The 24608-nt window shown below is 72.7% G+C and carries 21 protein-coding genes, 2 tRNA genes and 2 pseudogenes; 16 read left to right on the top strand and 9 right to left on the bottom strand.

All coding sequences use genetic code 11. The annotated features are described in order from the left end of the window. Positions 1-207 precede the first annotated feature (207 nt). Together MHY29_RS04610 and ettA are read left to right on the top strand one after the other, a co-directional pair. On the top strand, positions 208-744 hold the full coding sequence (locus MHY29_RS04610) for a single-stranded DNA-binding protein (RefSeq protein ID WP_224355095.1): 537 nt from the start codon (positions 208-210) through the stop codon (positions 742-744). 79 nt (positions 745-823) lie between these two features. Continuing rightward, positions 824-2506, top strand: coding sequence for an energy-dependent translational throttle protein EttA (ettA, locus tag MHY29_RS04605; protein WP_224355094.1), 1683 nt, complete (start codon positions 824-826; stop codon positions 2504-2506). 65 nt (positions 2507-2571) lie between these two features. On the opposite strand, the gene MHY29_RS04600 is transcribed toward ettA, so the two are convergent. From MHY29_RS04600 to MHY29_RS04585, 4 genes are all read right to left on the bottom strand, one after another. Continuing rightward, positions 2572-3612 carry a glutathione synthetase gene (locus MHY29_RS04600; protein WP_224355093.1) on the bottom strand — a complete coding sequence of 347 codons (1041 nt, stop codon included), beginning with the start codon at positions 3610-3612 and terminating at the stop codon, positions 2572-2574. 78 nt (positions 3613-3690) lie between these two features. After that, the gene (locus tag MHY29_RS04595; protein ID WP_224355092.1) at positions 3691-5007 is read right to left on the bottom strand and encodes a flavohemoglobin expression-modulating QEGLA motif protein; all 1317 of its coding nucleotides are present in this window, start codon (positions 5005-5007) and stop codon (positions 3691-3693) included. Then, positions 5004-5882, bottom strand: coding sequence for an N-formylglutamate amidohydrolase (locus MHY29_RS04590; RefSeq protein WP_239238420.1), 879 nt, complete (start codon positions 5880-5882; stop codon positions 5004-5006). Before MHY29_RS04590 ends, MHY29_RS04595 begins: the two co-directional genes overlap by 4 nt. A gap of 74 nt (positions 5883-5956) precedes the next feature. Further along, positions 5957-6952: an acyl-CoA thioesterase II gene (locus tag MHY29_RS04585; protein WP_239238418.1), complete on the bottom strand. Its 996-nt coding sequence runs from the start codon at positions 6950-6952 to the stop codon at positions 5957-5959. A gap of 68 nt (positions 6953-7020) precedes the next feature. On the opposite strand from MHY29_RS04585, the gene MHY29_RS04580 reads away from it, so the two are divergent. Together MHY29_RS04580 and MHY29_RS04575 are read left to right on the top strand one after the other, a co-directional pair. Continuing rightward, the gene (locus MHY29_RS04580; protein WP_239238416.1) at positions 7021-7761 is read left to right on the top strand and encodes a hypothetical protein; all 741 of its coding nucleotides are present in this window, start codon (positions 7021-7023) and stop codon (positions 7759-7761) included. Then, positions 7758-8393, top strand: a complete 636-nt coding sequence (locus tag MHY29_RS04575) for a maleylpyruvate isomerase N-terminal domain-containing protein (protein ID WP_239238415.1) — start codon at positions 7758-7760, stop codon at positions 8391-8393. The genes MHY29_RS04580 and MHY29_RS04575 overlap by 4 nt, the downstream gene beginning before the upstream one ends. A 7-nt stretch (positions 8394-8400) precedes the next feature. Here the strand turns inward: MHY29_RS04575 and MHY29_RS04570 are convergent, their stop codons facing one another. The 4 genes and pseudogenes from MHY29_RS04570 to MHY29_RS04555 form a co-directional block, all read right to left on the bottom strand. After that, entirely contained in the window at positions 8401-8835 is a 435-nt protein-coding gene (locus MHY29_RS04570; protein WP_224356826.1) for a globin, read from the bottom strand. 261 nt (positions 8836-9096) lie between these two features. Then, a pseudogene (locus MHY29_RS04565) lies at positions 9097-9528 on the bottom strand (OsmC family protein); the annotation flags it as partial. A 107-nt stretch (positions 9529-9635) separates the two neighbouring features. Next, positions 9636-12224 (bottom strand): aminopeptidase N, encoded by a 2589-nt coding sequence (gene pepN / locus MHY29_RS04560; RefSeq protein WP_255718551.1) that lies wholly within the window; start codon positions 12222-12224, stop codon positions 9636-9638. Between the two features lie 159 nt (positions 12225-12383). Beyond that, the gene (locus MHY29_RS04555; RefSeq protein WP_239238413.1) at positions 12384-13163 is read right to left on the bottom strand and encodes a helix-turn-helix domain-containing protein; all 780 of its coding nucleotides are present in this window, start codon (positions 13161-13163) and stop codon (positions 12384-12386) included. A gap of 174 nt (positions 13164-13337) precedes the next feature. On the opposite strand from MHY29_RS04555, the gene MHY29_RS04550 reads away from it, so the two are divergent. From MHY29_RS04550 to MHY29_RS04530, 5 genes are all read left to right on the top strand, one after another. Then, positions 13338-14192, top strand: a complete 855-nt coding sequence (locus tag MHY29_RS04550) for an alpha/beta fold hydrolase (protein WP_239238411.1) — start codon at positions 13338-13340, stop codon at positions 14190-14192. Positions 14193-14206: 14 nt separating this feature from the next. After that, positions 14207-15772, top strand: coding sequence for an NAD(P)/FAD-dependent oxidoreductase (locus MHY29_RS04545; RefSeq protein WP_239238410.1), 1566 nt, complete (start codon positions 14207-14209; stop codon positions 15770-15772). 86 nt (positions 15773-15858) lie between these two features. Beyond that, a complete protein-coding gene (locus MHY29_RS04540; RefSeq protein WP_239238409.1) occupies positions 15859-16332 on the top strand; it encodes a ribose-5-phosphate isomerase in 474 nt (157 codons plus the stop codon). Beyond that, positions 16333-17211 (top strand): DNA-formamidopyrimidine glycosylase family protein, encoded by an 879-nt coding sequence (locus MHY29_RS04535; protein ID WP_239238408.1) that lies wholly within the window; start codon positions 16333-16335, stop codon positions 17209-17211. A 65-nt stretch (positions 17212-17276) separates the two neighbouring features. After that, positions 17277-18164, top strand: coding sequence for an SDR family oxidoreductase (locus MHY29_RS04530; protein ID WP_239238407.1), 888 nt, complete (start codon positions 17277-17279; stop codon positions 18162-18164). Positions 18165-18223: 59 nt separating this feature from the next. Here MHY29_RS04530 and MHY29_RS04525 read toward each other — a convergent pair. Next, positions 18224-18297: transfer RNA gene (locus tag MHY29_RS04525), tRNA-Gly, on the bottom strand. Between the two features lie 101 nt (positions 18298-18398). On the opposite strand from MHY29_RS04525, the gene MHY29_RS04520 reads away from it, so the two are divergent. The 7 genes and pseudogenes from MHY29_RS04520 to MHY29_RS04490 form a co-directional block, all read left to right on the top strand. Beyond that, the gene (locus tag MHY29_RS04520; RefSeq protein WP_239238406.1) at positions 18399-19235 is read left to right on the top strand and encodes an SDR family oxidoreductase; all 837 of its coding nucleotides are present in this window, start codon (positions 18399-18401) and stop codon (positions 19233-19235) included. A 140-nt stretch (positions 19236-19375) separates the two neighbouring features. Then, positions 19376-19449, top strand: a tRNA-Pro gene (locus MHY29_RS04515). Between the two features lie 46 nt (positions 19450-19495). Then, the gene (gene tig / locus MHY29_RS04510) at positions 19496-20932 is read left to right on the top strand and encodes a trigger factor (protein WP_239238405.1); all 1437 of its coding nucleotides are present in this window, start codon (positions 19496-19498) and stop codon (positions 20930-20932) included. A gap of 238 nt (positions 20933-21170) precedes the next feature. Then, the gene (locus tag MHY29_RS04505; protein ID WP_224355082.1) at positions 21171-21785 is read left to right on the top strand and encodes a ClpP family protease; all 615 of its coding nucleotides are present in this window, start codon (positions 21171-21173) and stop codon (positions 21783-21785) included. A 43-nt stretch (positions 21786-21828) separates the two neighbouring features. Then, a complete protein-coding gene (locus MHY29_RS04500) occupies positions 21829-22494 on the top strand; it encodes an ATP-dependent Clp protease proteolytic subunit (protein ID WP_239238404.1) in 666 nt (221 codons plus the stop codon). Positions 22495-22671: 177 nt separating this feature from the next. Next, entirely contained in the window at positions 22672-23970 is a 1299-nt protein-coding gene (clpX, locus tag MHY29_RS04495; RefSeq protein ID WP_224355080.1) for an ATP-dependent Clp protease ATP-binding subunit ClpX, read from the top strand. Between the two features lie 39 nt (positions 23971-24009). Further along, positions 24010-24435, top strand: a pseudogene (locus MHY29_RS04490) (disulfide bond formation protein DsbA); the annotation flags it as partial. Positions 24436-24608 lie beyond the last annotated feature (173 nt).

Below are 24608 nucleotides of genomic sequence, written 5' to 3'. Positions count from 1 at the left end.
GGGGGGGGGGGGGGGGGGGGGGGGGGGGGGGGGGGGGGGGGGGGGGGGGGGGGGGGCGGGGGGGGGGGGGGGGGGGCGCCCCCCCCCCCCCGGGGGGGGGGGGGGGGGGGGCGCGCCGGCCGCCCCCCGGGGGGGGGGGGGGGGGGGGGGGCGGGGCCCGGGGGGGGGCGCCCCCCGGACCGCCGGCCCGACACCCGAGGGGGACCCATGCAGGACACCGTCACCATCCGCGGCTTCGTCGCCACGGATCCCACCACCCGCCACACCGCCTCCGGCGCCGCCGTGGTGGGCTTCCGCCTGGCCAGCACGGAGCGGCGCTTCGACCGCGACGCCGGCATGTGGGTCGACGCCCACACCAACTGGTACAGCGTCTCCGCGTTCGGTCAGCTCGGCTCCAACACCGCCCAGTCCGTGAAGAAGGGCAACCCCGTGATCGTCACCGGCCGCCTCCGCGTGCGGGACTGGTCCACCGAGGACCGCTCCGGCACCTCCGTGGACGTCGTGGCGGACGCCGTCGGCCTCGACCTGGCGTACGGGGCCTCCGCGTTCATGCGCAACGGGCGCCGCGCGGACGCCGTCGAGCGCGCGGACGCCCCGGTGGACGCCGACGCCGGCGCCTCCCTGGACGCCGCCCCGGCGGACGGGTTCGGCCTCGCGCTGCCGCCCGCGTTCACCGGGGGCGACGCCCCGGCGTCGTCGGCGGAGGACGCGCACGAGGCCGCGGGGGCACTCGCGGTCGCCTGAGCGGGCGCCCCGGGAGGACTCATCCGGCCCCGAGGGCCGGATGAGTCGATTCCCGCCCCCACCCACTAGCCTGGAGCGCATGGCGGAATTCATCTACACGATGGTCAAGGCCCGCAAGAAGGTGGGCGACAAACTGATCCTCGACGACGTCACCATGTCGTTCTTCCCCGGGGCCAAGATCGGCATGGTCGGCCCCAACGGCGCCGGCAAGTCGACGATCCTCAAGATCATGGCCGGCCTGGACGAGCCCTCGAACGGTGAGGCCCGGCTCTCGCCCGGCTACTCCGTGGGCATCCTGCTCCAGGAGCCGAAGCTGGACGAGGACAAGACCGTGCTCGAGAACGTCCAGCAGGGCGTCGGCGAGATCTACGGCAAGATCCAGCGCTACAACGCGATCTCCGAGGAGATGGCCGACCCGGACGCGGACTTCGACGCGCTCATGGAGGAGATGGGCCAGCTGCAGACCGAGATCGACGCGGCCGACGCGTGGGACCTCGACTCCCAGCTGGACCAGGCGATGGACGCCCTGCGCTGCCCGCCGCCCGAGGCCCAGGTCTCGCACCTGTCCGGCGGCGAGAAGCGCCGCGTGGCCCTGTGCGCGCTGCTGCTGAGCAAGCCCGACCTGCTGCTCCTCGACGAGCCCACCAACCACCTGGACGCCGAGTCCGTGCTGTGGCTCGAGCAGCACCTGTCCTCCTACCCGGGCGCCGTCGTCGCGGTCACCCACGACCGCTACTTCCTCGACCACGTCGCGGGCTGGATCTGCGAGGTCGACCGCGGCCGCCTCTACCCCTACGAGGGCAACTACTCCACCTACCTGGAGACCAAGCGCCAGCGCCTGGAGATCCAGGGCAAGAAAGACGCCAAGCTCGCCAAGCGCCTCGCCGAGGAGCTCGACTGGGTGCGCTCCAACGCCAAGGGCCGCCAGGCCAAGTCGAAGGCCCGCCTGGCCCGCTACGAGGAGATGGCGGCCGAGGCGGAGAAGACCCGCAAGCTGGACTTCGAGGAGATCCAGATCCCGCCGGGACCGCGCCTGGGCAACGTCGTCATCGAGGCCACGAACCTGCAGAAGGGCTTCGACGGGCGCACGCTGATCGACGGCCTGTCCTTCTCGCTGCCGCGCAACGGCATCGTCGGCGTGATCGGCCCGAACGGCGTGGGCAAGACGACCCTGTTCAAGACCATCGTGGGCCTGGAGCCCCTGGACGGCGGCGACCTCAAGATCGGCGAGACCGTGAAGATCTCGTACGTCGACCAGAACCGCACCAACATCGACCCGGAGAAGTCGCTGTGGGAGGTCGTCTCCGACGGCCTGGACTACATCAAGGTCGGCAACGTCGAGATGCCGTCCCGCGCCTACGTCTCCGCGTTCGGCTTCAAGGGCCCGGACCAGCAGAAGAAGGCCGGCGTGCTCTCCGGCGGTGAGCGCAACCGCCTGAACCTGGCGCTGACCCTCAAGGAGGGCGGCAACCTGCTCCTCCTCGACGAGCCCACCAACGACCTCGACGTGGAGACGCTCACCTCCCTGGAGAACGCCCTGCTCGAGTTCCCGGGCTGCGCCGTCGTGGTCTCCCACGACCGCTGGTTCCTGGACCGCACCGCCACGCACATGCTGGCGTACGAGGGCACCGAGGAGAACCCCGCCAACTGGTACTGGTACGAGGGCAACTTCGAGTCCTACGAGGCCAACAAGGTGGAGCGCCTCGGCCCGGAGGCCGCGCGTCCGCACCGCGTCACGCACCGCAAGCTCACCCGCGACTGACGCCTCCCACCGGATCCTCACGGACCGGGGACGACGCCGGCCGGCGTCGTCCCCGGTCCGACCCCTCAGAGGGCGGCGAGGCGCGTGTTGTCGATCCGTCCCAGGTAGTGGTCCTTGGTGGCGACCTTGCGCTCCAGGTCCTGGATGATCGCGGGGGCGAAGTCCACACCGTAGAGGGACTGGCACGAGCCCAGGCCGCCGGGGGAGAAGACGTTCACCTCCATGAGCTTGTCGCCGACGATGTCCAGGCCCACCAGGAACATGCCGTCGGCCAGGAGCTTGGGGCGCACCGCCTCCACCAGCGCCAGCATCTCGTCGGTGACGTCCACCTTCTCGGCGGTGCCGCCGGCGGACATGTTGGAGCGCACATCGTCGGAGGAGGACCGGCGGCGGAACGCGGCGATCCGGCCGTCCACCTCGAGCGGGCGGCCGTTCATGACGAACATGCGCACGTCGCCGTTCTTCGCCTCCGGCAGGTACTCCTGGGCCACCACGTAGCCGTCGCGGGCGATGGCCTCCACGATCTGGGAGAGGTTCGGGGACTCCTTCCGGTCCACCAGGAACACGCCGGACCCGCCCGAGCCCTGCAGCGGCTTCAGGACCGCCTTGCCGCCGCGCTCGTCGATGAACTCGGAGATCAGGGCCTCGTCCCGAGAGATCAGCGTGGTGGGGCGCACCAGTTCGGGGAAGTGCTGGAAGTACGCCTTGGAGAGCGCGTTGGCGAGGGTGTGCGGGTCGTTGACCACGAGCACGCCGGCTGCGGCGATGAGCTGCCCGAAGGACACCGCGGCGGTCGGCGCCCAGGGGCGCTCGGTGGCGTCGTCGGCGGGGTCGTTGCGCAGCATGACGACGTCCAGCTCGTCGACGGGCATCTGGGCGGCGTTGGCGGGGTCCTGGACCTCCTCGAGCAGGCGCTCCAGGGAGCGGTGCTTCTTCTGCGTGCCGTGGGCCAGCACGGACAGCGAGCCGTCCGGCTCGTAAGCGACGTCGCCCGCGCCGACGAGGTATGCCTCGTGCCCGGCCTGCAGCGCGGCCATGGCCAGGCGGGTGGTGGTGTAGACGGGCTTCTCCGTGGCGACGTCGTTGACGACGAATCCGATCTTCATGTCTCTCCCAGGGGTGTCGGGGGGTGGAGGGGCGGGCGGCGTGGTGCCGCGGCCGGCGGGGTCAGGCGTCTGCCGTGGTCAGGCGTTCACGAGGGCCGCCGGATCGGTGACGTCCGCGAGGGCCCGCAGGCGGGCCAGGTGGACGGGGTCGGTGAGCCAGCGGGACCGGATGCGTGCGGGGCGCAGGATGCCACGCGTGCGCAGGTCCTCCAGCAGCGGCAGGTCCGCCAGGGAGAACTTGCCGAGCAGGAACAGGTCCAGCTCGTTGCCGCGCTGGACGTGGTCCACCAGGTCCAGCAGGCCGCGCAGGTACACGGCGTCCTTCGTCATGCCGCCGGAGCGGAAGGCGCGCATCACCGTGGTGAACGCCGACGACGCCGGGATGCCGTCGTCCACGAGCGCGCGGTGACACTCGCGGAAGTCGGCCCCGGCCACCATGCGGTGCACGGTGACCACGCGGGCGGCGAGCTGGCGCAGCCGGAATGCGGTGAGCTGCCCGGCGGCGATCTCGGCGAGCACGGCCAGGCCCTCCTGCGTCTCGTCGTAGCCGGCGAGGCCCGTGGCGAGGCAGGCGATCGGCTGCGCGGAGCCGTTGACGTGGGTGACGAGGTGGGTGCCCACCTCGTGCTGGACGAGGGCGTCGGCGCGGCGGCGCTGGACCGTGGACTCCGGGCCCACCAGCAGCGTGTCGCCGGAGACCATGACCCCGGAGACGTCGCGGCGGATCTCGGCATGCGCCTCGATGTCCGCGTCCTGGTCCCGGTAGCGCTCGATCTCCTCCCGCGCCAGGGCCAGGAACGTCGGGGCGTCGACGGCCTCGTCGGCGTCCGGCTCGGGGACGGGGACCTGGTCGAGGATGTGCTCCGCGGTCTCCCGGAGGGCGGGCGTGATGGCGCCGTAGAGCTCGATGCTCAGGGGCATGAAGTCGGACGTGTCCCGGGCCTGCAGCATCTCCAGCTGGAGGTCGATCTCCCGCTCCTTGTTGCGCAGCAGGGTGCCGAGCACGGGGTCCTCCACGTCCTGGACGGGGATGTCGTAGAGGACCTGACGCAGCACCTCGGGGTCGTCCTCGAGGCGGCGGTAGGCGAAGGGCTCCAGCTCGTCCCGCTCCAGGAAGGCCCGACGCGCGGACTCGACGTTCGTGGGCGTGACGTCCAGCAGGAAGCGGAACGTCGAGGCGAGCATGCCGAGCTCGTGGTCGACGGCGCGGTCGGCCAGGGACAGCCCCCCGCCGGGGTGCTCGCCGCTCCACCGGGACAGCATGCGGGAGGCGACCACGCGGGAGGTGCCGCGCACCCCCGGGGTGACCCCGCCGTCGTCGTCGTGCGCGGCATGCTCGGCGGGCATGGTGCCGTGGGTGTCCTCCGTCGCGGTCCTGCCGGCGTTCCCGGTCACGGCGTCGGCACCTTCACGTCGGCGAGGGCCTGCGCGACGGCGTCGGCCGCGTCCGCCAGGGCGGCGGAGAGCTCGCGGACCACGGCGGCGTCGGGCTGGCCGGTCCACTCGTCCATGAACTCCTTCTTGAACTCCAAGGCCAGGACGCAGGCCTGGTCCGGGTGACGGCGGTGCGCCCAGCGGGCCTCGTTCTGGCCCCAGAACTTCACGTTCTCCCGGACATCCAGGCGGCGCCCGAGCCCAGCCACCAGGGGGCGGGCCATGGAGTCCATGAAGCCGTCCACCACCGGGGCCCAGGGCTCACGGTCCACGGAGCCGGTGCCGACGTTCACGTCCGGATTCTGCTCCTGCGGGGCGGGCGCAGCCTTCGCGCCGTCGCGGCGGTGGTTGTAGGAGTGGACGTCGAACACGACGTAGGGGCCGCGGCCGGCGAGCACGTCCAGGCGGCGGCCGAGCTCGGCGTACCAGGCGTCGTGGACCTGCCGGCTGCGCTCGGCGACGTCCTCGTCCAGGCGGCCGCCGCGCCACACGTCCAGCCCCCAGGACTGCTCGGGGGACGTGTAGACGCTCGTGGCGCGGGGGCGGTTGAGGTCGACCTCGAAGCGCGAGCGGTGCATCACCAGGCCGGAGCCCACGCCCGCCCCGATCGCGTCCGTGAACGGGTCCTCCTCGCGGAACCGGTCGGCCTCGGCCAGGACCATCCGCTCGGCCACCTCCGGGCGCAGGGCGTGCCCGGAGTGGACGGACGTGAAGACCACCTGGCCGGCGGCGGCGGGGTCGTCCTTCCAGGGTCCGACGGCGGAGAAGGGCTCGCGGTGCACGCCCGTGGACACGGAGTCCACGCCGGGTGCGGGGGCGGGGGTCTGCTCGGTCATGAGGAAGAACGTACGACGGCGACGCCCGCCCGTGGCAAGGATCGCCGGGCCCGGCGGCGGTCGGGGACCGGACGTCAGCCGCGCCAGGTGCGCCGCAGGACGGTCTTCATCGCGGCCCGCTGGGCGACGTTCTTCGCCTTCGCGGCGGTGGCGGCGTGCCCCTCGGGGAGGCGGATCATGCCCTCTTGGGCGACGGTGGCCACGAGCTCCCCGTCGCGCGTGAACACGTGGCCGCGGCCCAGGCCGCGGGCACCCTGGGCGGTGGGGGAGTCCTGCACGTAGAGCAGCCACTCGTCCACGCGGGCCGGGCGGTGGAACCACATCGCGTGGTCGAGGGAGGCCACCGACATGCCGGGCTGGATCCAGGCGACGCCGTGCTGCCGCAGGATCGGCTCGAGGAGCGTGTAGTCCGAGGCGTAGGTGAGCGCCGCCAGGTGCAGCGCGGGGTCGTCCGCCAGGGGCGTGAAGGTCTTCATCCACACCATGTTGCGGTTCTCGGTCTCCGCGGCCGGGTCCACATAGATGGCCGGGGTGACGTGGCGGATGTCGAACGGCCGGGACCAGGCCCACTCCTGGGCCACGGGGTGGTTGATGCCGCCCAGCACGTCCGCCGTGGTGGGCAGGTCCTCGGGCCGGGGCACTCCCTCCGGCATGGCCACCTGGTGGTCCAGCGCGCTGCCGGTGGGCTCCTGGAAGGAGCAGGTCAGGGCGAGGATGGCCTTCTCGTTCTGGGAGGCCAGGACCCGGCGGACGGAGAAGGAGCGGCCGTCCCGCAGCGTCTCGACGGTGAACGTGATGGGCTGCAGGGCGTCCCCGGGGCGGATGAAGTAGCCGTGGAGCGAGTGGGCGGAACGGGCGGCCGGCACGGTGCGGGTGGCGGCGGCGAGGGCCTGGCCCAGCACCTGGCCGCCGAACACGCGGGGGCCCACCTGCGCGGGGGTGTGGCCCTCGAACCGGGGCTCGCCGGTGACGGGGTCGGGTCCGGCGTCGGTGAGGTCCAGGAGCCCGCGCAGCGCCTCGGTGGGATCCTGCGGCGCGGTGGCGGGACGGGCCGGGGGCTTCGGGCTCATGGGGATCCTCCTGGGGGTGTGGTGCGGGCTCCGCCGCGGCGCGCGAGCGGACCTGGGACAATCGTGGCATGCCCGATCAGCCCTCCTCCCGCCGCGACGCGCGTGACGCCGCCCGCGCCGCCGTCCCCGTCCTGCGCCTGACCGACGAGCGCGCCGTCCGCGACCTGGACCAGTTCGCCACACGCGCCCGCCGAGTGGCGGACACCGGCATGCGCCTGCACGTGGTGCCGGAGACCGGCCCCCGCCGGACGCCGATGCTCGCCCAGTGGGTCTCGGTGCTCCAGCCCCACGGGCTGGGCGACGGCGTCCCGATGGTCCTGGGGCTGCGCACCGTGGGCTTGACCTCGGCGGACGCGGTCGAGGACCTGGACGCCGTGGTCTCCCTCGGCGCGGTGACCGAGCGGACCGCCCGGATGCTCGGCGGCACCCCCGTCGCCCTGGACCTGCCCGTCCCCCCGGGTCGGGAGCGGGTCACGTGGACGGCCCTGACCCCGCCCCGGGCCGGGTGGACGGTGCGGGCGGAGGTGCCGGACGACGAGCTCGCGGAGGTGGCGGTCAAGGGCGCGGAGGCCATCCGCGACGCGCTGCCGCAGGACCCCGGTGAGGCGATGGTGCGCCAGGTCCGCGCCCAGATGTGGGGACCGAGGCTCGGCGGCGAGATCGGCTTCCCCGCGGGCATGGCCTTCGGCGCGCACGCCCTGGGATTCCTGCGCCCCGGCGGCCGGGCGCGGCTGAGCACCGCGGGGCCGTGGGTCCGCCTGGACACCCCGGGCGGGTTCGTCCTCGGCCGCTCGGCCGTCGGGGTGTGAGCGTGGCGGGGGAGGCGGAGCGGTTCGCGCAGCAGGCCCATCAGTTCGCGGAGGCCGCGTCCGGGCTGGACGACCTCGCGCTGCTCGATCCCTCGCTCTGCCGGGGCTGGAGCCGTCTGGACCTCGTGGTGCACGTTCGGCTCGGCCTGGAGGAGATGGCCGCAGGCCTCGGCGTCCGGGCCGACGATGCGCCCGACCACGACGACGTGACCTACTGGAGCTCCTTCGCGGCCGACGAGCAGGACCCTGTTCCGGGACTCATGTGGCTCCGCCGCACCGCCTCCGCCTATGCCCGCCCCACGGGCGCGACGGCGCACCTGAGGGACGCCGCCGAGCGGGCGTGTCCGGCGTCGGCCCTCCAGGACCCCCGGCCGGTCCGCTTCCAGGGCAAGGTGCTGTCCGTCACGGACTTCCTACGCACGTGGTCCGTGGAGCTCGCCCTCCATCTGGTCCAGCTGGACGTCGGCGTCGTGCCTTCGGCGGCGGGTCTCGCCCGCCGCACGCTGGAGGCCCTGACCGGGGCCCCGCTGCCGGTGCGGCTCACCGACCACAGCGCCCTCCGCGTGGCCCTGGGCGCCGACCCGTGGCCCGCGGACGAGCCCGGCGGCGGCGCCTACCCCCTGGGCCTGTGAGCCCCGCTCACGCCGAGTTCTGCAGGGAGTGCGCCGCGCGCTCCAGGTAGTCCCAGAGCTCGGCCTCGTGCAGCGGAGACAGCTCCACCGCGTCGACGGCGGCGCGCATGTGGCGCAGCCAGGCGTCGCGGGCGGCGGGGTCGACCGTGAAGGGCATGTGCCGCATGCGCAGGCGGGGGTGGCCGCGCCGCTCCGAGTAGGTGCGGGGCCCGCCCCAGTACTGCTCCAGGAACATGCGCAGGCGTTCCTCGGCGCCGTCCCAGTCCTGGTGTGGGTACATCGGGGCCAGCAGAGGGTCCTCGCGCACCCCCTGGTAGAACACGTGCACGAGCTTCTCGAAGGTCGGGTGCCCGCCGACGGCCTCATAGAAGCTGGTGGCCTGGCCGGGTGCGGCCGTCGCGGGGCTGGCGGCGGGGGTGGCGCCGGGCGCCGGGGTGGCGATCGGCGTGGCCGACGGCGGTCGCTCGCCGCGCTCGGTGGCCTCGTCGCGGGCGCGGGCCTGCTCGGCGCCGGAGGGTGCATCGGCGCGGACCACGGGCTCGGCCTCGGTGGGGCGGTCCGCCAGGCCGGTGACCTGAGTGGGTCGGTTCGCGACGCGCGGGCGCAGCACCGCCAACGGCGCGCCCAGGCGGGCGGAGTGGTCGGGCAGCGCCGCGCCGTCGCCCCGGGCGGGGGAGGACCCGGGGCCGGCCTCCACGGTGATGGGGGCGGAGATCGAGTTGGCGATGAAGCACATCCGGTGCGCCTCGGCGTGCAGCTCGTCGGCGCGGGCACGGTCGGCCTCGTCCCGGAGGCCGACCTCGGGGCGCAGGGTGATCGAGGCGAAGCGGCCGGCGCCGTCGGAGTCCACCTCGAGGGTGCCCTCGGCGGCGCAGGCCATGCCGGTGACCACCAGGCCGCCGGTGGCGGCGGCGTGCAGATAAGACAGGACGTGGCACTCGGCCAGCGCGCCGAGCAGCAGCGTCTCCGGGTTCCACTTGGCGGCGTCGCCGCGGAAGGGGCGGGCTGCGGAGGCGTGGATCTCGCCGACCTCGGACTCCTGGATCACCACGGAGCGGTCGAAGTCGCGGACCCCGGTGGTGCCGGTGCCGCGGTCGCCGGTCCACTCCGCGCGCAGGGAGAACGTGTGCTTCATGGGCCCCACCCTAGCGAGGCGGCCGGGCAGCCGAAGCCCCGGCACCAGTCGTGGTGCCGGGACGTCGGGGAGGCGGTCACCGCGTGCATGGTGACCGCCTCGGGTCATCAGGCCGCCGCGCGGGCCTTCAGCGCGCGGGCCATCTCGTCGCGGGACTCGGCGAGCGTGCGGGCCAGGCCCGCGTTCGTGCCGCGCACCTCGTCGGAGAGCGCGGTGGCGCGGTCCACGACCTCCTGGCACACCTGCGAGGACGGGAAGCCGAGCACGGCCACGGTCTCGGCCATCTCGTGGGAGCGGGAGCCCCACACGTCCTGGATGGAGCCGAAGAACGCGTCCGTGAACGGGGCCAGCAGGGCCGGGTCGTGGGCGCGCTGGAAGCCCAGCAGCACCTGGCGCTGCGTGGTGTTGGACAGCGTGCCGGCCACCACCTGGTCCCACGCCGTCTGCTTGGCCTCGGCCGTGGGCACGGCCGCACGGGCCTGGGCCGCGGCGAGCGCGCCGGTGGCGGTGGGGTCCTCGGTCTCGGCTGCCGCGATCTCCGTCTCGCCCGCACGGCCGGCGGCCACCAGGGCCGTGAGCAGCTCCCAGCGCAGGTCCGTGGTCAGGTCCAGGCCGGGCAGCTCGGAGGAGCGGTCCCACACGTCCGCCAGGGCGGCGAGCTGCCCCTCCTCGCGAGCGTGCAGGGCGAACGCCTTGACGAACTGCAGCTGCGCGTCCGAGCCGGGCTCGGCCTGCTCCACCAGCATCCAGAGGCGGTTCGCCGCGTCGGCGCGCACCTGCGCGGACCGCTCCTCCGGCAGGTACTGCGAGATCGCGGTGGCCAGCTGGCGCAGCAGCGTCTGGATCACGGTGGAGTCCTGCTCGCGGCCGATGTTCGTCAGGATCAGGTCCACGAACCAGGCGGCCGAGGCCTCGCCGTCGCGCACGGTGTCCCAGGCCGCACCCCACAGCAGGGTGCGGGCCAGGGAGGAGTCCACGTCCGCCAGACGGGCGCCCGCGGTCTCCCAGGACGCGTCGTCCAGGCGGATCTTCGCGTAGGCCAGGTCGTCGTCGTTGGGCAGGATCAGCGCCGGGCGACGACGCCCGGCGGCCTCCGCCACCTCCGTCACCTCGCCGGCGGCGTCGAGCTCGAAGCGCTCGGTGCGGGTCAGTCGGCCTGTCGCCTCGTCGAGGTCGTAGAAGCCCACGGCGATGCGGTGCGGGCGCAGCACGTCGTCGCCGGGGGCGGCGGGGGAGCCGTCCGGGGCGGACTGGTGCAGGCGCAGGGAGGTGATGGTGCCGGCGTCGTCCGCGTCCACCTGCACGGCCAGCGTGTTCACGCCCGAGGTCTCCAGCCACAGGCGGGTCCACTCGGAGAGGTCGCGCCCGGAGGCCGCCTCCAGCTCGGTCATGAGGTCCGGCAGCTCCGTGTTGGACCACGCGTTCTTCTCGATGTACGCGCGCACGCCGGCCATGAAGTTCTCCTGGCCCACCCACGCCACCAGCTGGCGCAGCACGGACGCACCCTTGGCGTAGGTGATCCCGTCGAAGTTCACGAGGACGTCGTCGAGGTCCCGGATCTCCGCCGTGATCGGGTGCGTGGAGGAGAGCTGGTCCTGGCGGTACGCCCAGTTCTTCTCCATCGAGGAGAACGTGGTCCACGCGCCCTCGTACCGCGTGTTCTCCGCGGCGGCCAGCGTGGACATGAACTCGGCGAACGACTCGTTGAGCCACAGGTCGTTCCACCACTTCATGGTCACCAGGTCGCCGAACCACATGTGGGCCAGCTCGTGGAGGATCGTGATGGCGCGGCGCTCGCGGACGGCGTCCGTGACGGTGCCGCGGAACACGTAGGACTCCAGGAAGGTCACGCAGCCGGCGTTCTCCATGGCGCCCGCGTTGAACTCGGGCACGAACAGCTGGTCGTACTTGTCGAACGGGTAGGGGTGGCCGTACTGGGCCTCGAAGAACTCGAAGCCGCGGCGGGTCAGGTCGAAGACCTCGTCCGCGTCGAGGTGCTCGAAGAGCGAGCCGCGGCAGTACACGCCCAGCGGCACGGTGCGGCCGTCGGCGCTGGTGAGCTCGGAGTGCACGGACTTGTACGGGCCCGCCACGAGCGCGGTGATGTAGGAGGAGATGCGCGGGGTGGGGGTGAACTCCCACACGGCGGCGTCCACGCCCTCCGGGGCCTCCGGGGTCTCGACGACGCCGAGCGTCCGGTGGACGGCCTCCGGCTGGTTGGACACCACGGCCCAGTGCGCGGGGGCGGTCACGGTGAAGGCGAAGGTCGCCTTGAGGTCGGGCTGCTCGAACACGGCGAACATGCGGCGGGAGTCCGGGACCTCGAACTGGGAGTAGAGGTAGACCTCGTCGTCGACGGGGTCCACGAAGCGGTGCAGGCCCTCGCCGGTGGTCGTGTAGTCGGCCAGGCCGTCCACCACGAGGGTGTTCTCCGCCGCCAGCGGTCCGATGGGCAGGCGCGCGCCGTCGAAGTCCGCCACGTCCACGGCCTGGCCGTTGAGCGTCACCTCGGGGGCCTGCGTGGCCACGAAGTCGATCCACGTCTGCGTGCCCACGGCCTCGTCGGCGGCGGAGAAGGTCACGGTGGTGGTGGAGCCGAAGCGCTCGGCGCCGCGGGTCAGGTCGAGGGCGACCTGGTAGGACTCCACGGTCAGCGCCGCGGCGCGCGCGGCGGCCTCCTCGCGGGTGATGTTCATGGCGGCGGCGGTGGTCACGGTGCGCGTCCTCCTGGGTGTCGGGGTCGATGGCGGCATGCGGTCCCTGTGGTGGGGGCCACGATGCGGTGATGGCCCCCAGTGTGCCACCTGGCCCGGGCGTGGTGGACGGCGCAGGGCAGGCCGGGCTGGCCGACGCGCTCAGCCCCCGATCTCGGCCAGTCGGGTCGCTGCCGCACGCAGCACCTCAGCCACCTCGGGCACGCGTCCCGGCGGCATCCGCTGCTCGGCCGCCGAGGCAGTGAGGGACACCTGGGGGATGCTTCCCGTGCGCGCCGGAACGCCACAGGCGACTCCGGCCACCCCGGGCACGACCGGTACACCGCCGCACCACCCCTGCCCGTCCATCTGACGCAGCAGGGTGTCCAGCAGGTCGTGCAGGGCTCCGTCATCCGTCAGGTTCCAGCGGCGGGGAGGCCGGGCGACGACCGCGTCCACCTCTGCTCGTCGGCGCTCGGGCGGCAGGGGGGCCAGGAGCGCGATGCCGGCGTACCCGGCGGCAAGCCGCTTGACCTCGCCGACCTCCACGGTGAAGACGCGCACGGGGGAGTCGCCGTCGCATCGCAGGAGGTAGGCCACGCCGCCCGCGGCCCGTGCCGCCAGGTAGACCGTGTCCCCCAGCTCGTCCGCGGCGGCCTGGACCACGGCCCGGCTGGCGTCGCGTTCGACCAGGCACCGCGGCGTCACCGGTTCGAACCCGACGGGGCCCCACCGATCACCGAGTGCATAGGCGGCCCCGCGCCGGGTGACGGCACCCTCCTCCGCCAGGTCGGCCAGCAGTCGATGGGCGGTGGGCTGGGGCAGGCCCGTCCGCTGGACGAGCTGGCTCAGCCGCAGGCCGGCGGGTCCGGCCTCGTGCAGCAGGCGCATCACGAGGGCGGCACGGGGCAGGACGCCGGTGGGCGGGGTCAAAGGGGTCACCGGTCCATCGTGCCGCAGCTCCGGCGTCAGAGCGAGTTCCATTAGATGGACTGAACGACCTAGGCTCCTGCTGGCATTGCTGGGCTTGAACGCGCCATGCTGGGAAATGTAGGGCGCGTCACATCGCGGGTGTCGGGCCCAATAGTCCACATATCGGTTTCCAGGAGGAGCCCCATGCCACTGACCGCATCGACCGTCACGCGCACCGTCAGCGTGGACGGTGCCTCCGTCACCTGCCACGACTCGGTGACACCCGGGGAGCTCGACCGGCCTCTCGTGCTGGTCCACGGCACGGGCGGGACGACCGCCTCGCATTTCGGCCACCTGTTCCCGATGATGGCCACGCGGACGCGCGTCATCGCTGTGGACTGGGCGCCGACGGCCGACCCCGCCGCGGACCTGACCGTCGACCTGCTGGTCGGCCAGGTGCGGGCCGCCGTCGACGAGCTCCTCGGCCCCGACGCCGCCTTCGACCTGCTGGGCTACTCGCTCGGCGCCGTCGTCGCCGGGCAGCTGGCCGCCGACCTCGGTCGCCGTGTGGAGAACCTCGTGCTCGTGGCCGGCTGGGCGACGACGGACGTCCACCAGCGCCTGCGCAACGAGGTCTGGCGGCACCTGTACGCCACGAGCCCTGATGCCCTGGCCCGTTACACGGCCTTCTGCGGCCTGTCCCCGCTGGCCCTGCGCTCCCTGACCCCGGCCATGCTCGACGGAGCGCTCGCCTCCCTGACCGCGGACGAGTTCACCGCCCGGCAGATGGACCTGAACGCCCGCGTGGACGTCGCCGACCGGCTCTCCGCCGTCATCGCGCGGACACTGATCGTCTCCTGCGCCGAGGACATCATGGTCCCGTCCCATCACCAGTACGAGCTGCTCGGCATCATCGACGACGCGCGGCTGACGACCATGACGAGCGGCCATGCCTTCTTCCTCGAGCGCCCGGCCGAACTCATGCAGATCGTCGACCTGCACCTGCGCGAGCCCGACCGCCACCCGGCCGGCGCGATCATCCCCGAGACCCACGCCTGAGAGAGGGGCCAGCCATGACCACCACCACGACCACCACCACCGACGTGCGCCCCGCACCGCGCGACGAGTCCGCCGAGATCCTCATCATCGGCTCCGGATTCGCCGGCCTCGGCATGGGCGCCCAGCTGCGGCGTCACGGCCGCGAGGACTTCCTCATCCTGGACCGCGCCCAGCAGGTCGGCGGGACCTGGAGGGACAACACCTACCCGGGCGCCGCGTGCGACGTCCCGAGCCACCTCTACAGCTTCTCCTTCGCGCCGAACCCGCAGTGGTCGGGCTTCTACACGCCGGGCCCGGAGATCCAGGACTACCTCGTGCGCTTCTCCGAGGACGAGGGCCTCACACCGCACCTGCGTCTCGGGGCGGACATGCTCGAAGCGCACTGGGACCCCGAGGCCGAGCGGTGGACGGTGCGGACCCCGCGCGGGACCTACACGGGACGCTGGCTCGTCATGGGCACCGGGCACCTCGCCGACCCCCGCCTGCCGGACGTCCCGGGTCTCGACGCCTTCGAGGGCGAGGTCATCCATTCCGCCCGCTGGGACCACACGGTGGACCTGAAGGGCAAGCGTGTCGCCGTCGTCGGCACCGGCGCCTCCGCGATCCAGGTCATCCCCGAGCTGGCGGCGACGGCGGCCGAGCTCGTCGTCTTCCAGCGCACCCCCGCGTGGGTCACCCCGCGCGTGGTCAAGCCGTACTCCGCGGCCGTGCGCCGCATGTTCGAGCGCGCCCCGCACACCATGCAGCGCGAGCGCGACGACATCTTCTGGTTCGCCGAGTCGAGCTATGCCCAGCGCCGCGGTGTGCCGGCCGCACTGGACCAGGTCCGGGCCCAGGCCCTCGGGCACCTGGCCGCCGCGGTCTCGGACCCCGAGCTCCGTGAGCGGCTCACGCCGCGGTATCTGCCGGGCTGCAAGCGCGTGCTCGTCTCCAACGACTACTACCCGGCCATGGCCCGGGACAACGTCACCCTGGAGGACAGCGCCCTGGACCGCGTCGAGGGCAGCCGGTTGTTCGGCGTGAGCGGTCACGGGTACGAGGTCGACGTCGTCGTCCTCTGCACCGGCTTCGAGGCGGCCCAGCCGCCGTTCGCCGACCGCGTCCACGACGGTGAGGGCCGTTCCCTGGCCGATCACTGGAGCAGCGGCATGGCGGCGTTCGACTCCACGGCCGTGGCGGGATTCCCGAATCTGTTCGCCATCAACGGGCCGAACACCTCGCTGGGGCACAACTCGATCGTCTACATCATCGAGTCGCAGATCGCGTACATCCTGGAGGCCCTGGACCGGGCGGAGCACGACGGGATCCGGACGATGGTCCCCGAAACGCTCGCCCAGGAGGAGTACGTGGACCGTCTCCAGGAGCGGGCCGCCACCTCGGTGTGGCTCGTGGACGGCGGCTGCCACTCCTGGTACGTCGACCCCCGCTCGGGCAAGTTGACGCTGATCTGGCCCGACTACGCCTACGACTTCCGCGCCCGCAACGGCCACTTCACGGGGGAGGGCTTCCTCTCCACGGCGAGCGGGGAGCCCGAGCCCATGCCGGTAAGCGAGCCCGAGCGATCGGTCGCGCTGATCTGAGCAGGACCGCCCCGGCGCAGGGGATCGGGTGGGGCCGTCAGTAGACTGACCCCACCCGACCGTCGTCCTTCTGGAGGAGTCTGCGCATGCGCGTCCACATCGCCACCGACCACGCCGGCATGGAGCTGTCCGCCCACCTGGTGGAGCACCTCACCGTCGCCGGCTACGAGATGGTGGACCACGGACCCACCGAGTACGACGCGCAGGACGACTACCCGGGCTTCTGCATCAACGCCGCCCGCGCCGTCGTCGCCGACCGCGAGCAGGGATTGGACTCGCTCGGCATCGTGCTGGGCGGCTCCGGCAACGGCGAGCAGATCGCCGCCAACAAGGTGGCCGGCGTCCGCGCCGCCCTGGCCTGGAGCCTGGACACGGCGCGGCTGGCCCGCGAGCACAACGACGCGAACGTCGTGGCCGTCGGCGGTCGGCAGCACTCGCTCGAGGAGGCCACCGAGCTCATCGAGGCGTTCTTGGCCGAACCGTTCTCCGAGGACGAGCGCCACGTGCGCCGCATCGGGAAGATCGCGCACTACGAGACCACCGGAGAGGTGCTGATGTGAGTGCCTGAGGGCCACTCCATCCACCGACTCGCCCGGCAGGTGCAGGACGTCTTCGGCGGACAGGCGCTCGCCGCGTCGAGCCCCCAGGGCCGCTTCGCCGACGGCGCCGCCCTCCTCGACGGTCGCGTCCTGGAGCGCGCGTGGGCGCACGGCAAGCACTTCTTCGCGGACATCGAGGGCGGTCTGACGCTCAACGTGCACCTGGGCATGTACGGGGCCATGACCTTCGGCGGCGACGAGGTGTTCGCGGCTGCCTCCTCCATCGGCGCGCCCCGGCGCATCGGCGAGACCGAGGACCACGGCGCGCTCGCCGCGGCCGAGCCCCCGCCGCCCCGACCCACCGTGCGTCTTCGCCTGCGGTCCGCGCACGGCTGGGCCGACCTGATCGGCGCCAGCACCTGCCGGGTGCTCACCCCGCAGGAACTCGCGGAGGTCACCTCCAAGCTCGGCCCGGACCCTCTCAACGACGACGACCCGGCCGCCTTCGTCGCCCGAGCCGCCCGCACGGGCCGGCCGGTCGGCGTCGTGCTCATGGACCAGTCCATGGTGGGCGGCATCGGGAACATCTACCGGGCCGAGGTCCTCTTCCGCGCCGGCCTCGACCCCTGGACGCCCGCCCGGGACGTGGGGGCGGACGCCCTGGCCGCGCTCTACGCCGACGCGCAGGCGCTGATGCGCGATGGCGTGCGCCTGGGGCGCATCGTCACCACGGCCCCGGAGCACCGGCCCGGCGTGGCCGCCGAGGACGCCTGGCCGGAGCACGCGAACTATGTGTACCGGCGGCAGGGGATGCCGTGCCGGGTGTGCGGGCAGGACGCGATCGTCCGGGAGGAGATGGCCGCGCGGAACCTGTTCCGCTGCACCGTCTGCCAGCGCTGAGCCGGCGAGGGGGCTCGGACCTCCGTCCCTCGACCGTCGCCGGGAGCCGGTCCTAGCGTGGCTGCATGAGCACCCACGACCTTCCCGATCCGCTGACCCAGTTCCCGCGCTTCGCTCCTGAGCGCCAGACGCAGGAGGAGCCGGGCCTCTCCGCCCGCATGGACCCCGAGCCGGACTGCGGCGAGGACACCTATGTGGGCAGCGGCCGGCTGAAGGGCCGGCGCGCGCTCGTCACCGGCGGCGACAGCGGGATCGGCCGCGCCGTGGCCCTGGCCTACGCGCGGGAGGGGGCCGACGTCGTCTTCACGCACCTGCCGGAGGAGGCCGAGGACGCGGCGCGCACCACAGAGCTCCTGGATGCCGAAGGTGTGCGCCACGCCGCACGGGAGGTGGACCTGCGCGACGAGGCCGCCACCCGGGCCCTCGTGCGCGACGCCGTCGAGTTCCTGGGCGGGCTGGACCTGATCGCCAACGTGGCCGGCGAGCAGAGGTACGTGGACGACCTCGCGGAGCTGGACCCCCGGCAGGTCCGCGACACGTTTGAGATCAACGTGTTCGCGCTGATCTGGATCGTCCAGGAGGCGCTCCCGCACCTGCCCGCCGGCGCAGCGATCGTGAACACCGCGTCCACGCAGGCCACGACGCCGTTGCCGGGCCTGGTGGACTACGCCGGGACCAAGGGCGCCATCGTCAGCATCACCAAGGCGCTCGCCCAGCAGCTGACCCCGCGCGGCATCCGCGTCAACGCCGTGGTGCCCGGGGCCATCTGGACCCCCATCCAGGTGAGCCTGGGCCGGGCACCCGAGCAGGTGGACGTGCTCGGCCATGACGCCCCGCTCGGCCGGCCGGGCCAGCCGGCGGAGATGGCCCCGGCCTACGTGTTCCTCGCGAGCACGGAGGCGAGCTACGTCTCGGGGGAGGTCCTGGGTGCCACGGGCGGCACCCTGTACTGACGGAACCGGAGACGACGCAGGGTCCGGATCGCTCCGGGCTCTGCGGCATGTGGTGCTCGTGGAGGGGACGACGGGAATCGAACCCGCGTAGCCAGTTTGGAAGACTGGGGCTCTACCATTGAGCTACGTCCCCGCGGGTCCCCTGGACGGCGGACCGGCGGCGTCCACCCTAGCACGCGCGCAGCCCCCGCCTCCCCGGCGGACCCGGCGCCGTCCCGGCAGAACGGCCTCCCCATGACCCCCATCCTGAACCGACTCCGCGGGCGCCGCCCGCTGCCCCTGGCCGGCCGCGCCGTCCTGATCACCGGCGCCGGCTCCGGCATCGGCCGCCTCATGGCACTCGAGGCCGCCCGGCGCGGCGCCGCCGTCGTCCACGTCTGGGACCGGGACGACGCCGCCGCCCGCACCGTCGCGGCCGAGGTCGCCGCCCTCGGGGCGCGCGGGGAGGCCGCATGCGTGGACGTGACGGACACCGCCGCCGTCGAGGCCGCCGCGGCCCGCGCCGAGGCGGTCGACGTGCTGGTGAACAACGCCGGCGTGGTCACCGGCACCCCGCTGCTGGAGACCACGGAGGAGGGGATCCGCCGGACGTTCGAGGTGAACGCCCTGGCCGGGTACTGGACCACGCGCGCCCTCCTGCCCGGGATGCTCGAGCGGGGTCGGGGCGCGGTCGTCACCGTCGCCTCGGCCGCCGGTCTCGTGGGCGTGGCCCGGCAGACCGACTACTCCGCCTCCAAGCACGCGGCCGTGGGCTTCGCCGAGTCCCTGCGGGCCGAGCTGCGCCGCGCCGACGCGCCGGTGACCTCGCTGGTGGTCTGCCCCTTCTACATCTCCACCGGCATGTTCGCCGGAGTCCGCACGAAGGTGCCGGCCCTGCTGCCCATCCTCGAGCCGGAGGCCGTGGCCGCGCAGGTGGTGGACGCCGTCGAGGCCGGGCGCGAGCGCCTCGTGCTGCCCCCGGCGGTGCAGCTGATCGCGCCGCTGCGTGCCCTGCCCGTGCCGGCGTTCGACCGCGTCATGGACGTCCTCGGAGTGAACCGCACCATGGACGGGTTCACGGGCCGCCGCTGAGGGGCGGTGCGCGGTGTCGGCAGCGGCGGATTTTCGCCCCCGACGGCGGGGCACGCTAGGATTCCACAGTCTGCCCCCGGGCAGAGTCTCGGGTGCCCGGCGCGCCGCGGCAGGGCGTCCCCCGCGCGGTGTTCCCGCAGCGGGGTGTAGCTCAGCTTGGTAGAGCGCGCGCTTTGGGAGCGTGAGGCCGCAGGTTCAAATCCTGTCACCCCGACTCGACGTCCGATCCAATCCGACAACCAGTTCAACAGGAGCCGTCCGTGGTCAAGTCCACCGCAGAGAACCTCAGCCCGACCCGCGTCAAGCTGACCGTCGAGGTGCCGTTCGAGGAGGTGAAGCCCGTCCTGGACAAGGCCTACAAGGACATCGCCACGCAGGTGCAGGTCCCCGGCTTCCGTCAGGGCAAGGTCCCGGCGCGCCTGATCGAGCAGCGCTTCGGCCGCGAGGCCGTCGTCGACCAGGCCGTGAACGACGGCCTGAACACCTGGTTCGGCCAGGCCCTCGCCGAGGCCGAGGTCACCCCGATCTCCACCCCCGAGGTCGACGTCACCGCCACCCCGGCCGCGGCCGAGGGCCCGGTGGAGTTCACCGCCGAGTTCGACGTGCGCCCCACCATCGAGCTGCCCGACTACAAGGGCATCGAGGTCACCGTGGAGCCCGCCCAGGCCACGGACGAGGACGAGCAGGCCCAGCTGGACGCCCTGCGCTCCCGCTTCGGCACCCTCAAGGACGTGGACCGCCCGGCCGCGAAGGACGACTTCGTGACCATGGACCTGACCGCCACCGTCGGCGAGGAGCAGGTCGACCAGGCCCAGGGCCTGTCCTACCAGGTGGGCGCCGGCACCATGCTCGACGGCATCGACGAGGCCCTCGAGGGCCTGTCCGCCGGCGAGGACGCCACCTTCGAGACCACCCTCAACGGCGGCGAGCACGACGGCGAGACCGCCACCGTGAAGCTCGTCCTGCAGGCCGTGAAGGAGCGCGAGCTCCCCGAGGCGGACGACGACTTCGCCCAGCTGGCCTCCGAGTTCGACACCATCGCCGAGCTCAAGGAGGACCTGAAGAAGAAGGCCGCGGAGGCCGCCGAGACCCGCCAGGGCGTCGAGGCCCGCGACAAGGTCCTCGCCGAGCTGGGCAAGCTCGTGGAGGTGCCGGTCCCCGAGAACGTCATCGCCGAGCAGCTCGAGCAGCACTTCTCCCAGGGCGGCCACTCCGCGGGCGACGAGCACGACACCCCGGAGCACCGCGAGGAGCTCGAGAAGAACACCCGCGAGGCCTTCGCCAACGAGGTCATCCTCGACGAGGTCGCCGAGGCCGAGTCCGTGACCGTGGACCAGGGCGAGCTGATCGAGTACATCTTCGCGACCTCCGCCGAGTACGGCATGGACCCGAACCAGTTCGCGATGATGCTGGACCAGGCCGGCCAGATCCCGATGATCATGGGCGAGGTCCGTCGCCGCAAGGCCCTGGCCAAGGTCCTCGAGCACGCCGTGGTCACCGACACCGACGGCAACGCCGTGGACCTCACCGCCTTCGTCACCCCCGCCGGCGCCGAGGACGAGGCCGCCGCCGAGGAGGAGAAGGCGGAGGAGAAGCCGGCCAAGAAGGCCCCCGCCAAGAAGGCCGCCGCCAAGAAGGCCGCCGCGAAGAAGCCGGCCGCCAAGAAGGCCGAGGCCAAGGAGTCCGAGGAGGCCTGATCCCTCCCCGCTCCGCGTGACGCGCGACGACGGCGCCCCCTTCCGCTGGGAGGGGGCGCCGTCGTCGTGAGGGGGCGAGGGTGGCGCCGGGGCACGCCATGAGCGAAACGGCCCGGCGGGGGCCCCCGCGCCGGGGACGCGCGGGCTAGTCTCGACCACGATCCGGGACCCGTCCGCGCCGCCTCCCCAGGCGGGCGTCGGGGGCCCGAACCCTGACCCGAACAGGAAGGCGGCCGTGATGACGGACCTCACCCCCCGCATGACGTCGGTGGAGCCGACGCAGCGCGAGGACTACCTCTACAACCAGCTGCTCAAGAACCGGATCATCTGGCTCGGCTCGGACGTGCGGGACGACAACGCCAACGCGATCTGCTCGCAGCTGCTCCTGCTCTCCGCGGAGGACCCGGAGAAGGACATCTACCTGTACATCAACTCCCCGGGCGGCTCCGTCACCGCGGGCATGGCGATCTACGACACCATGCAGTACATCCCGAACGACGTGGTGACCGTCGCCACCGGCCTCGCCGCCTCCATGGGCCAGTTCCTGCTGGCCTCGGGCGCCCCGGGCAAGCGCTACGCCACCCCCCACGCGCGCATCCTCATGCACCAGCCCTCGGGCGGCATCGGCGGCACGGAGTCGGACATCCGGATCCAGGCCCAGCTGATCCTGCACATGAAGCAGATCATGGCCGAGCTCACCGCCGCGCAGACCGGCCAGTCCGTGGAGACCATCCTGGAGGACAACGCGCGCGACAAGTGGTTCACCGCGCAGGAGGCCCTCGAGTACGGCTTCATCGACCGCATCGCCCAGTCCGCGGCGTCCGTGACCGGCGGCGGCGGCGTCGAGGGCTGAGCCCGCGCCCGGACCGCCCGCAGACCTCTCGAGGAGAAGCAGAATGACCCAGTTCCCCGCCGGCCTCCCCGTCGGCACGCCCAGCCAGGCCGCCCCGAGCGCGCGCTACATCCTCCCGCAGTTCGAGGAGCGCACCCCGTACGGCTTCAAGCGCCAGGACCCCTACGCCAAGCTGTTCGAGGACCGCATCGTGTTCCTCGGCTCCCAGGTGGACGACGCCTCGGCGGACGACATCATGGCGCAGCTGCTCGTGCTGGAGGCCATGGACTCCGAACGCGACATCACGCTCTACATCAATTCGCCCGGCGGCTCCTTCACCGCGATGACGGCGATCTACGACACCATGCAGTTCATCCGCCCCGAGGTGCAGACCGTGTGCCTGGGCCAGGCCGCCTCCGCGGCGGCGGTACTGCTGGCCGCCGGCGCCCCCGGCAAGCGCCTGGCGCTGCCGAACGCCCGCGTGCTCATCCACCAGCCCGCCATGCAGGGTGACCGCGGCACCGCCACGGACCTGGAGATCCACGCGAACGAGATCAACCGCATGCGCGTCTGGATGGAGCAGACCCTGGCCTCCCTGTCCAACCGGACGCCCGAGGACGTCTCCCGGGACATCGACCGGGACAAGTTCCTCTCCGCCCAGGGCGCCAAGGAGTACGGCCTCGTGGACGAGGTGCTGGCCCCCCGCAAGATCACCCGCACCGGAGCCTGACCGCTCCGGCCCCCGGGCCCCGCCCGCCGCGCCGCGGCGGGCGGGGCCCGTCCCGTCCGGGACGACCCGCCGCACGCGCTTAACGCGTCCGGCCCTGTGCTTATCCTGGATCCACATCCCGACGACGACGCCGCCTGTGCGCCGCCCTCGGTCGCCCCTGACTCGGAGGAGAACCCCATGGCGCGCATCGGAGAGAGCGCCGACCTGCTCAAGTGCTCGTTCTGCGGGAAGAGCCAGAAGCAGGTCCGCAAGCTCATCGCGGGCCCGGGCGTGTACATCTGCGACGAGTGCATCGAGCTCTGCAACGAGATCATCGAGGAGGAGCTCGGCGAGGCCGCGGAGACGGACGAGCTCGAACTCCCCACCCCCCGGGAGATCTTCGAGCACCTCGAGCGCTATGTGATCGGCCAGGAGGCCGCCAAGCGGTCCCTCGCCGTCGCCGTGTACAACCACTACAAGCGGGTGCGCGGGCCGCAGGGCCGCGGCGGGGACCTCGCCGAGCGCCTGGAGGAGCGGGACGACCTCGCGGACGTCGAGGTCGGCAAGTCCAACATCCTCATGGTGGGCCCTACCGGCTCCGGCAAGACCTACCTGGCCCAGACGCTCGCGCGCATGCTCAACGTGCCGTTCGCCGTGGCGGACGCCACCTCCCTCACGGAGGCCGGCTACGTGGGCGAGGACGTGGAGAACATCCTCCTCAAGCTGATCCAGGCCGCGGACCACGACGTCAAGCGCGCCGAGCAGGGCATCATCTACATCGACGAGATCGACAAGATCTCCCGGAAGTCGGAGAACCCCTCCATCACCCGGGATGTCTCCGGCGAGGGCGTGCAGCAGGCGCTGCTGAAGATCCTCGAGGGCACGGTGGCGTCGGTCCCGCCGCAGGGCGGCCGCAAGCATCCGCACCAGGAGTTCCTGCAGATCGACACGTCCAACGTGCTGTTCATCGTGGCGGGCGCCTTCGCGGGCCTCGACGAGATCATCGGATCCCGGGCCGGTCGCAAGGGCATCGGCTTCGGCGCCCCGCTGAACCACCTGGGCTCCGGGGAGGTCTCCTATGCGGACGTCCGCCCGGAGGACCTGCTCAAGTTCGGCCTGATCCCCGAGTTCATCGGCCGGCTCCCCGTCATCACCACGGTGGAGGACCTCACCCACGACCAGCTCGTGCGGGTGCTCACCGAGCCGAAGAACGCGCTCCTCAAGCAGTACCAGAAGATGTTCCTCATGGACGGCGTGGAGCTGGAGTTCGAGCCCGAGGCGCTGGATGCGGTGGTGGAGCTCGCGCAGGCCCGGGGCACCGGCGCCCGCGGGCTGCGCTCCATCATGGAGGACGTCCTCAAGCCGGTGATGTTCGAGCTGCCCTCGCGCACGGACGTGGGCACCGTGGTGATCTCCGGGGACGTGGTCACGGGGCAGGCCGAGCCCCTGCTCATCCCCGCCGAGGTCGAGCGCAAGCGCCGCCGCCGCACGGCCTGAGCCGGGAATGCCCGGCCCCGCGCGGGGGTTGGTCCGGACATGAGCGAGAACACCGCCCCCGTCGTCGACTTCTACTTCGACCCCACCTGCCCCTTCGCGTGGATCACCTCCCGCTGGATCCTCGAGGTGGAGAAGGTCCGGGACCTCTCCGTCACCTTCCACCAGATGTCCCTCTACATGCTCAACGAGGGCCGTGAGCTGCCCGAGGACTACCGCCGGCACACGGACCGCGGCCTCATGCCGGGCCGTGCCACCCTCCACGTCGGCGAGCACCACCCGGAGCTGCTGTCCGACTGGTACACGGCCGTGGGGACGCGCATCCACAACGAGGGGAACCAGGACTACGAAGCCGTCGTCACGGAGGCCGCGGCGGAGCTCGGCCTCGACGCCGCCCCGATCCTCGAGGCCACCCGCACCGACGCCGCCGACGACGACCTCCGTGCCAAGCAGCGCGCCGCCGAGGAACTCGTGGGCAACGACGTCGGCACCCCGGTGGTGTCCTTCGACGGCACCGCCTTCTTCGGCCCGGTGATGACCCGCATCCAGCGCCTCGGGCTCGAACTCCAGCTCCACGCCGTCCATGAGGAACATCTTCTGGTACTGCTTGAGGAGCGCGTTCTTCGGCTCGGTGAGCACCC

The sequence above is a fragment of the Micrococcus sp. ACRRV genome (assembly GCF_022346985.1).
Taxonomy (GTDB): Bacteria; Actinomycetota; Actinomycetes; order Actinomycetales; family Micrococcaceae; genus Micrococcus; species Micrococcus porci.
This window is presented reverse-complemented; position numbering and strand designations above follow the sequence as displayed.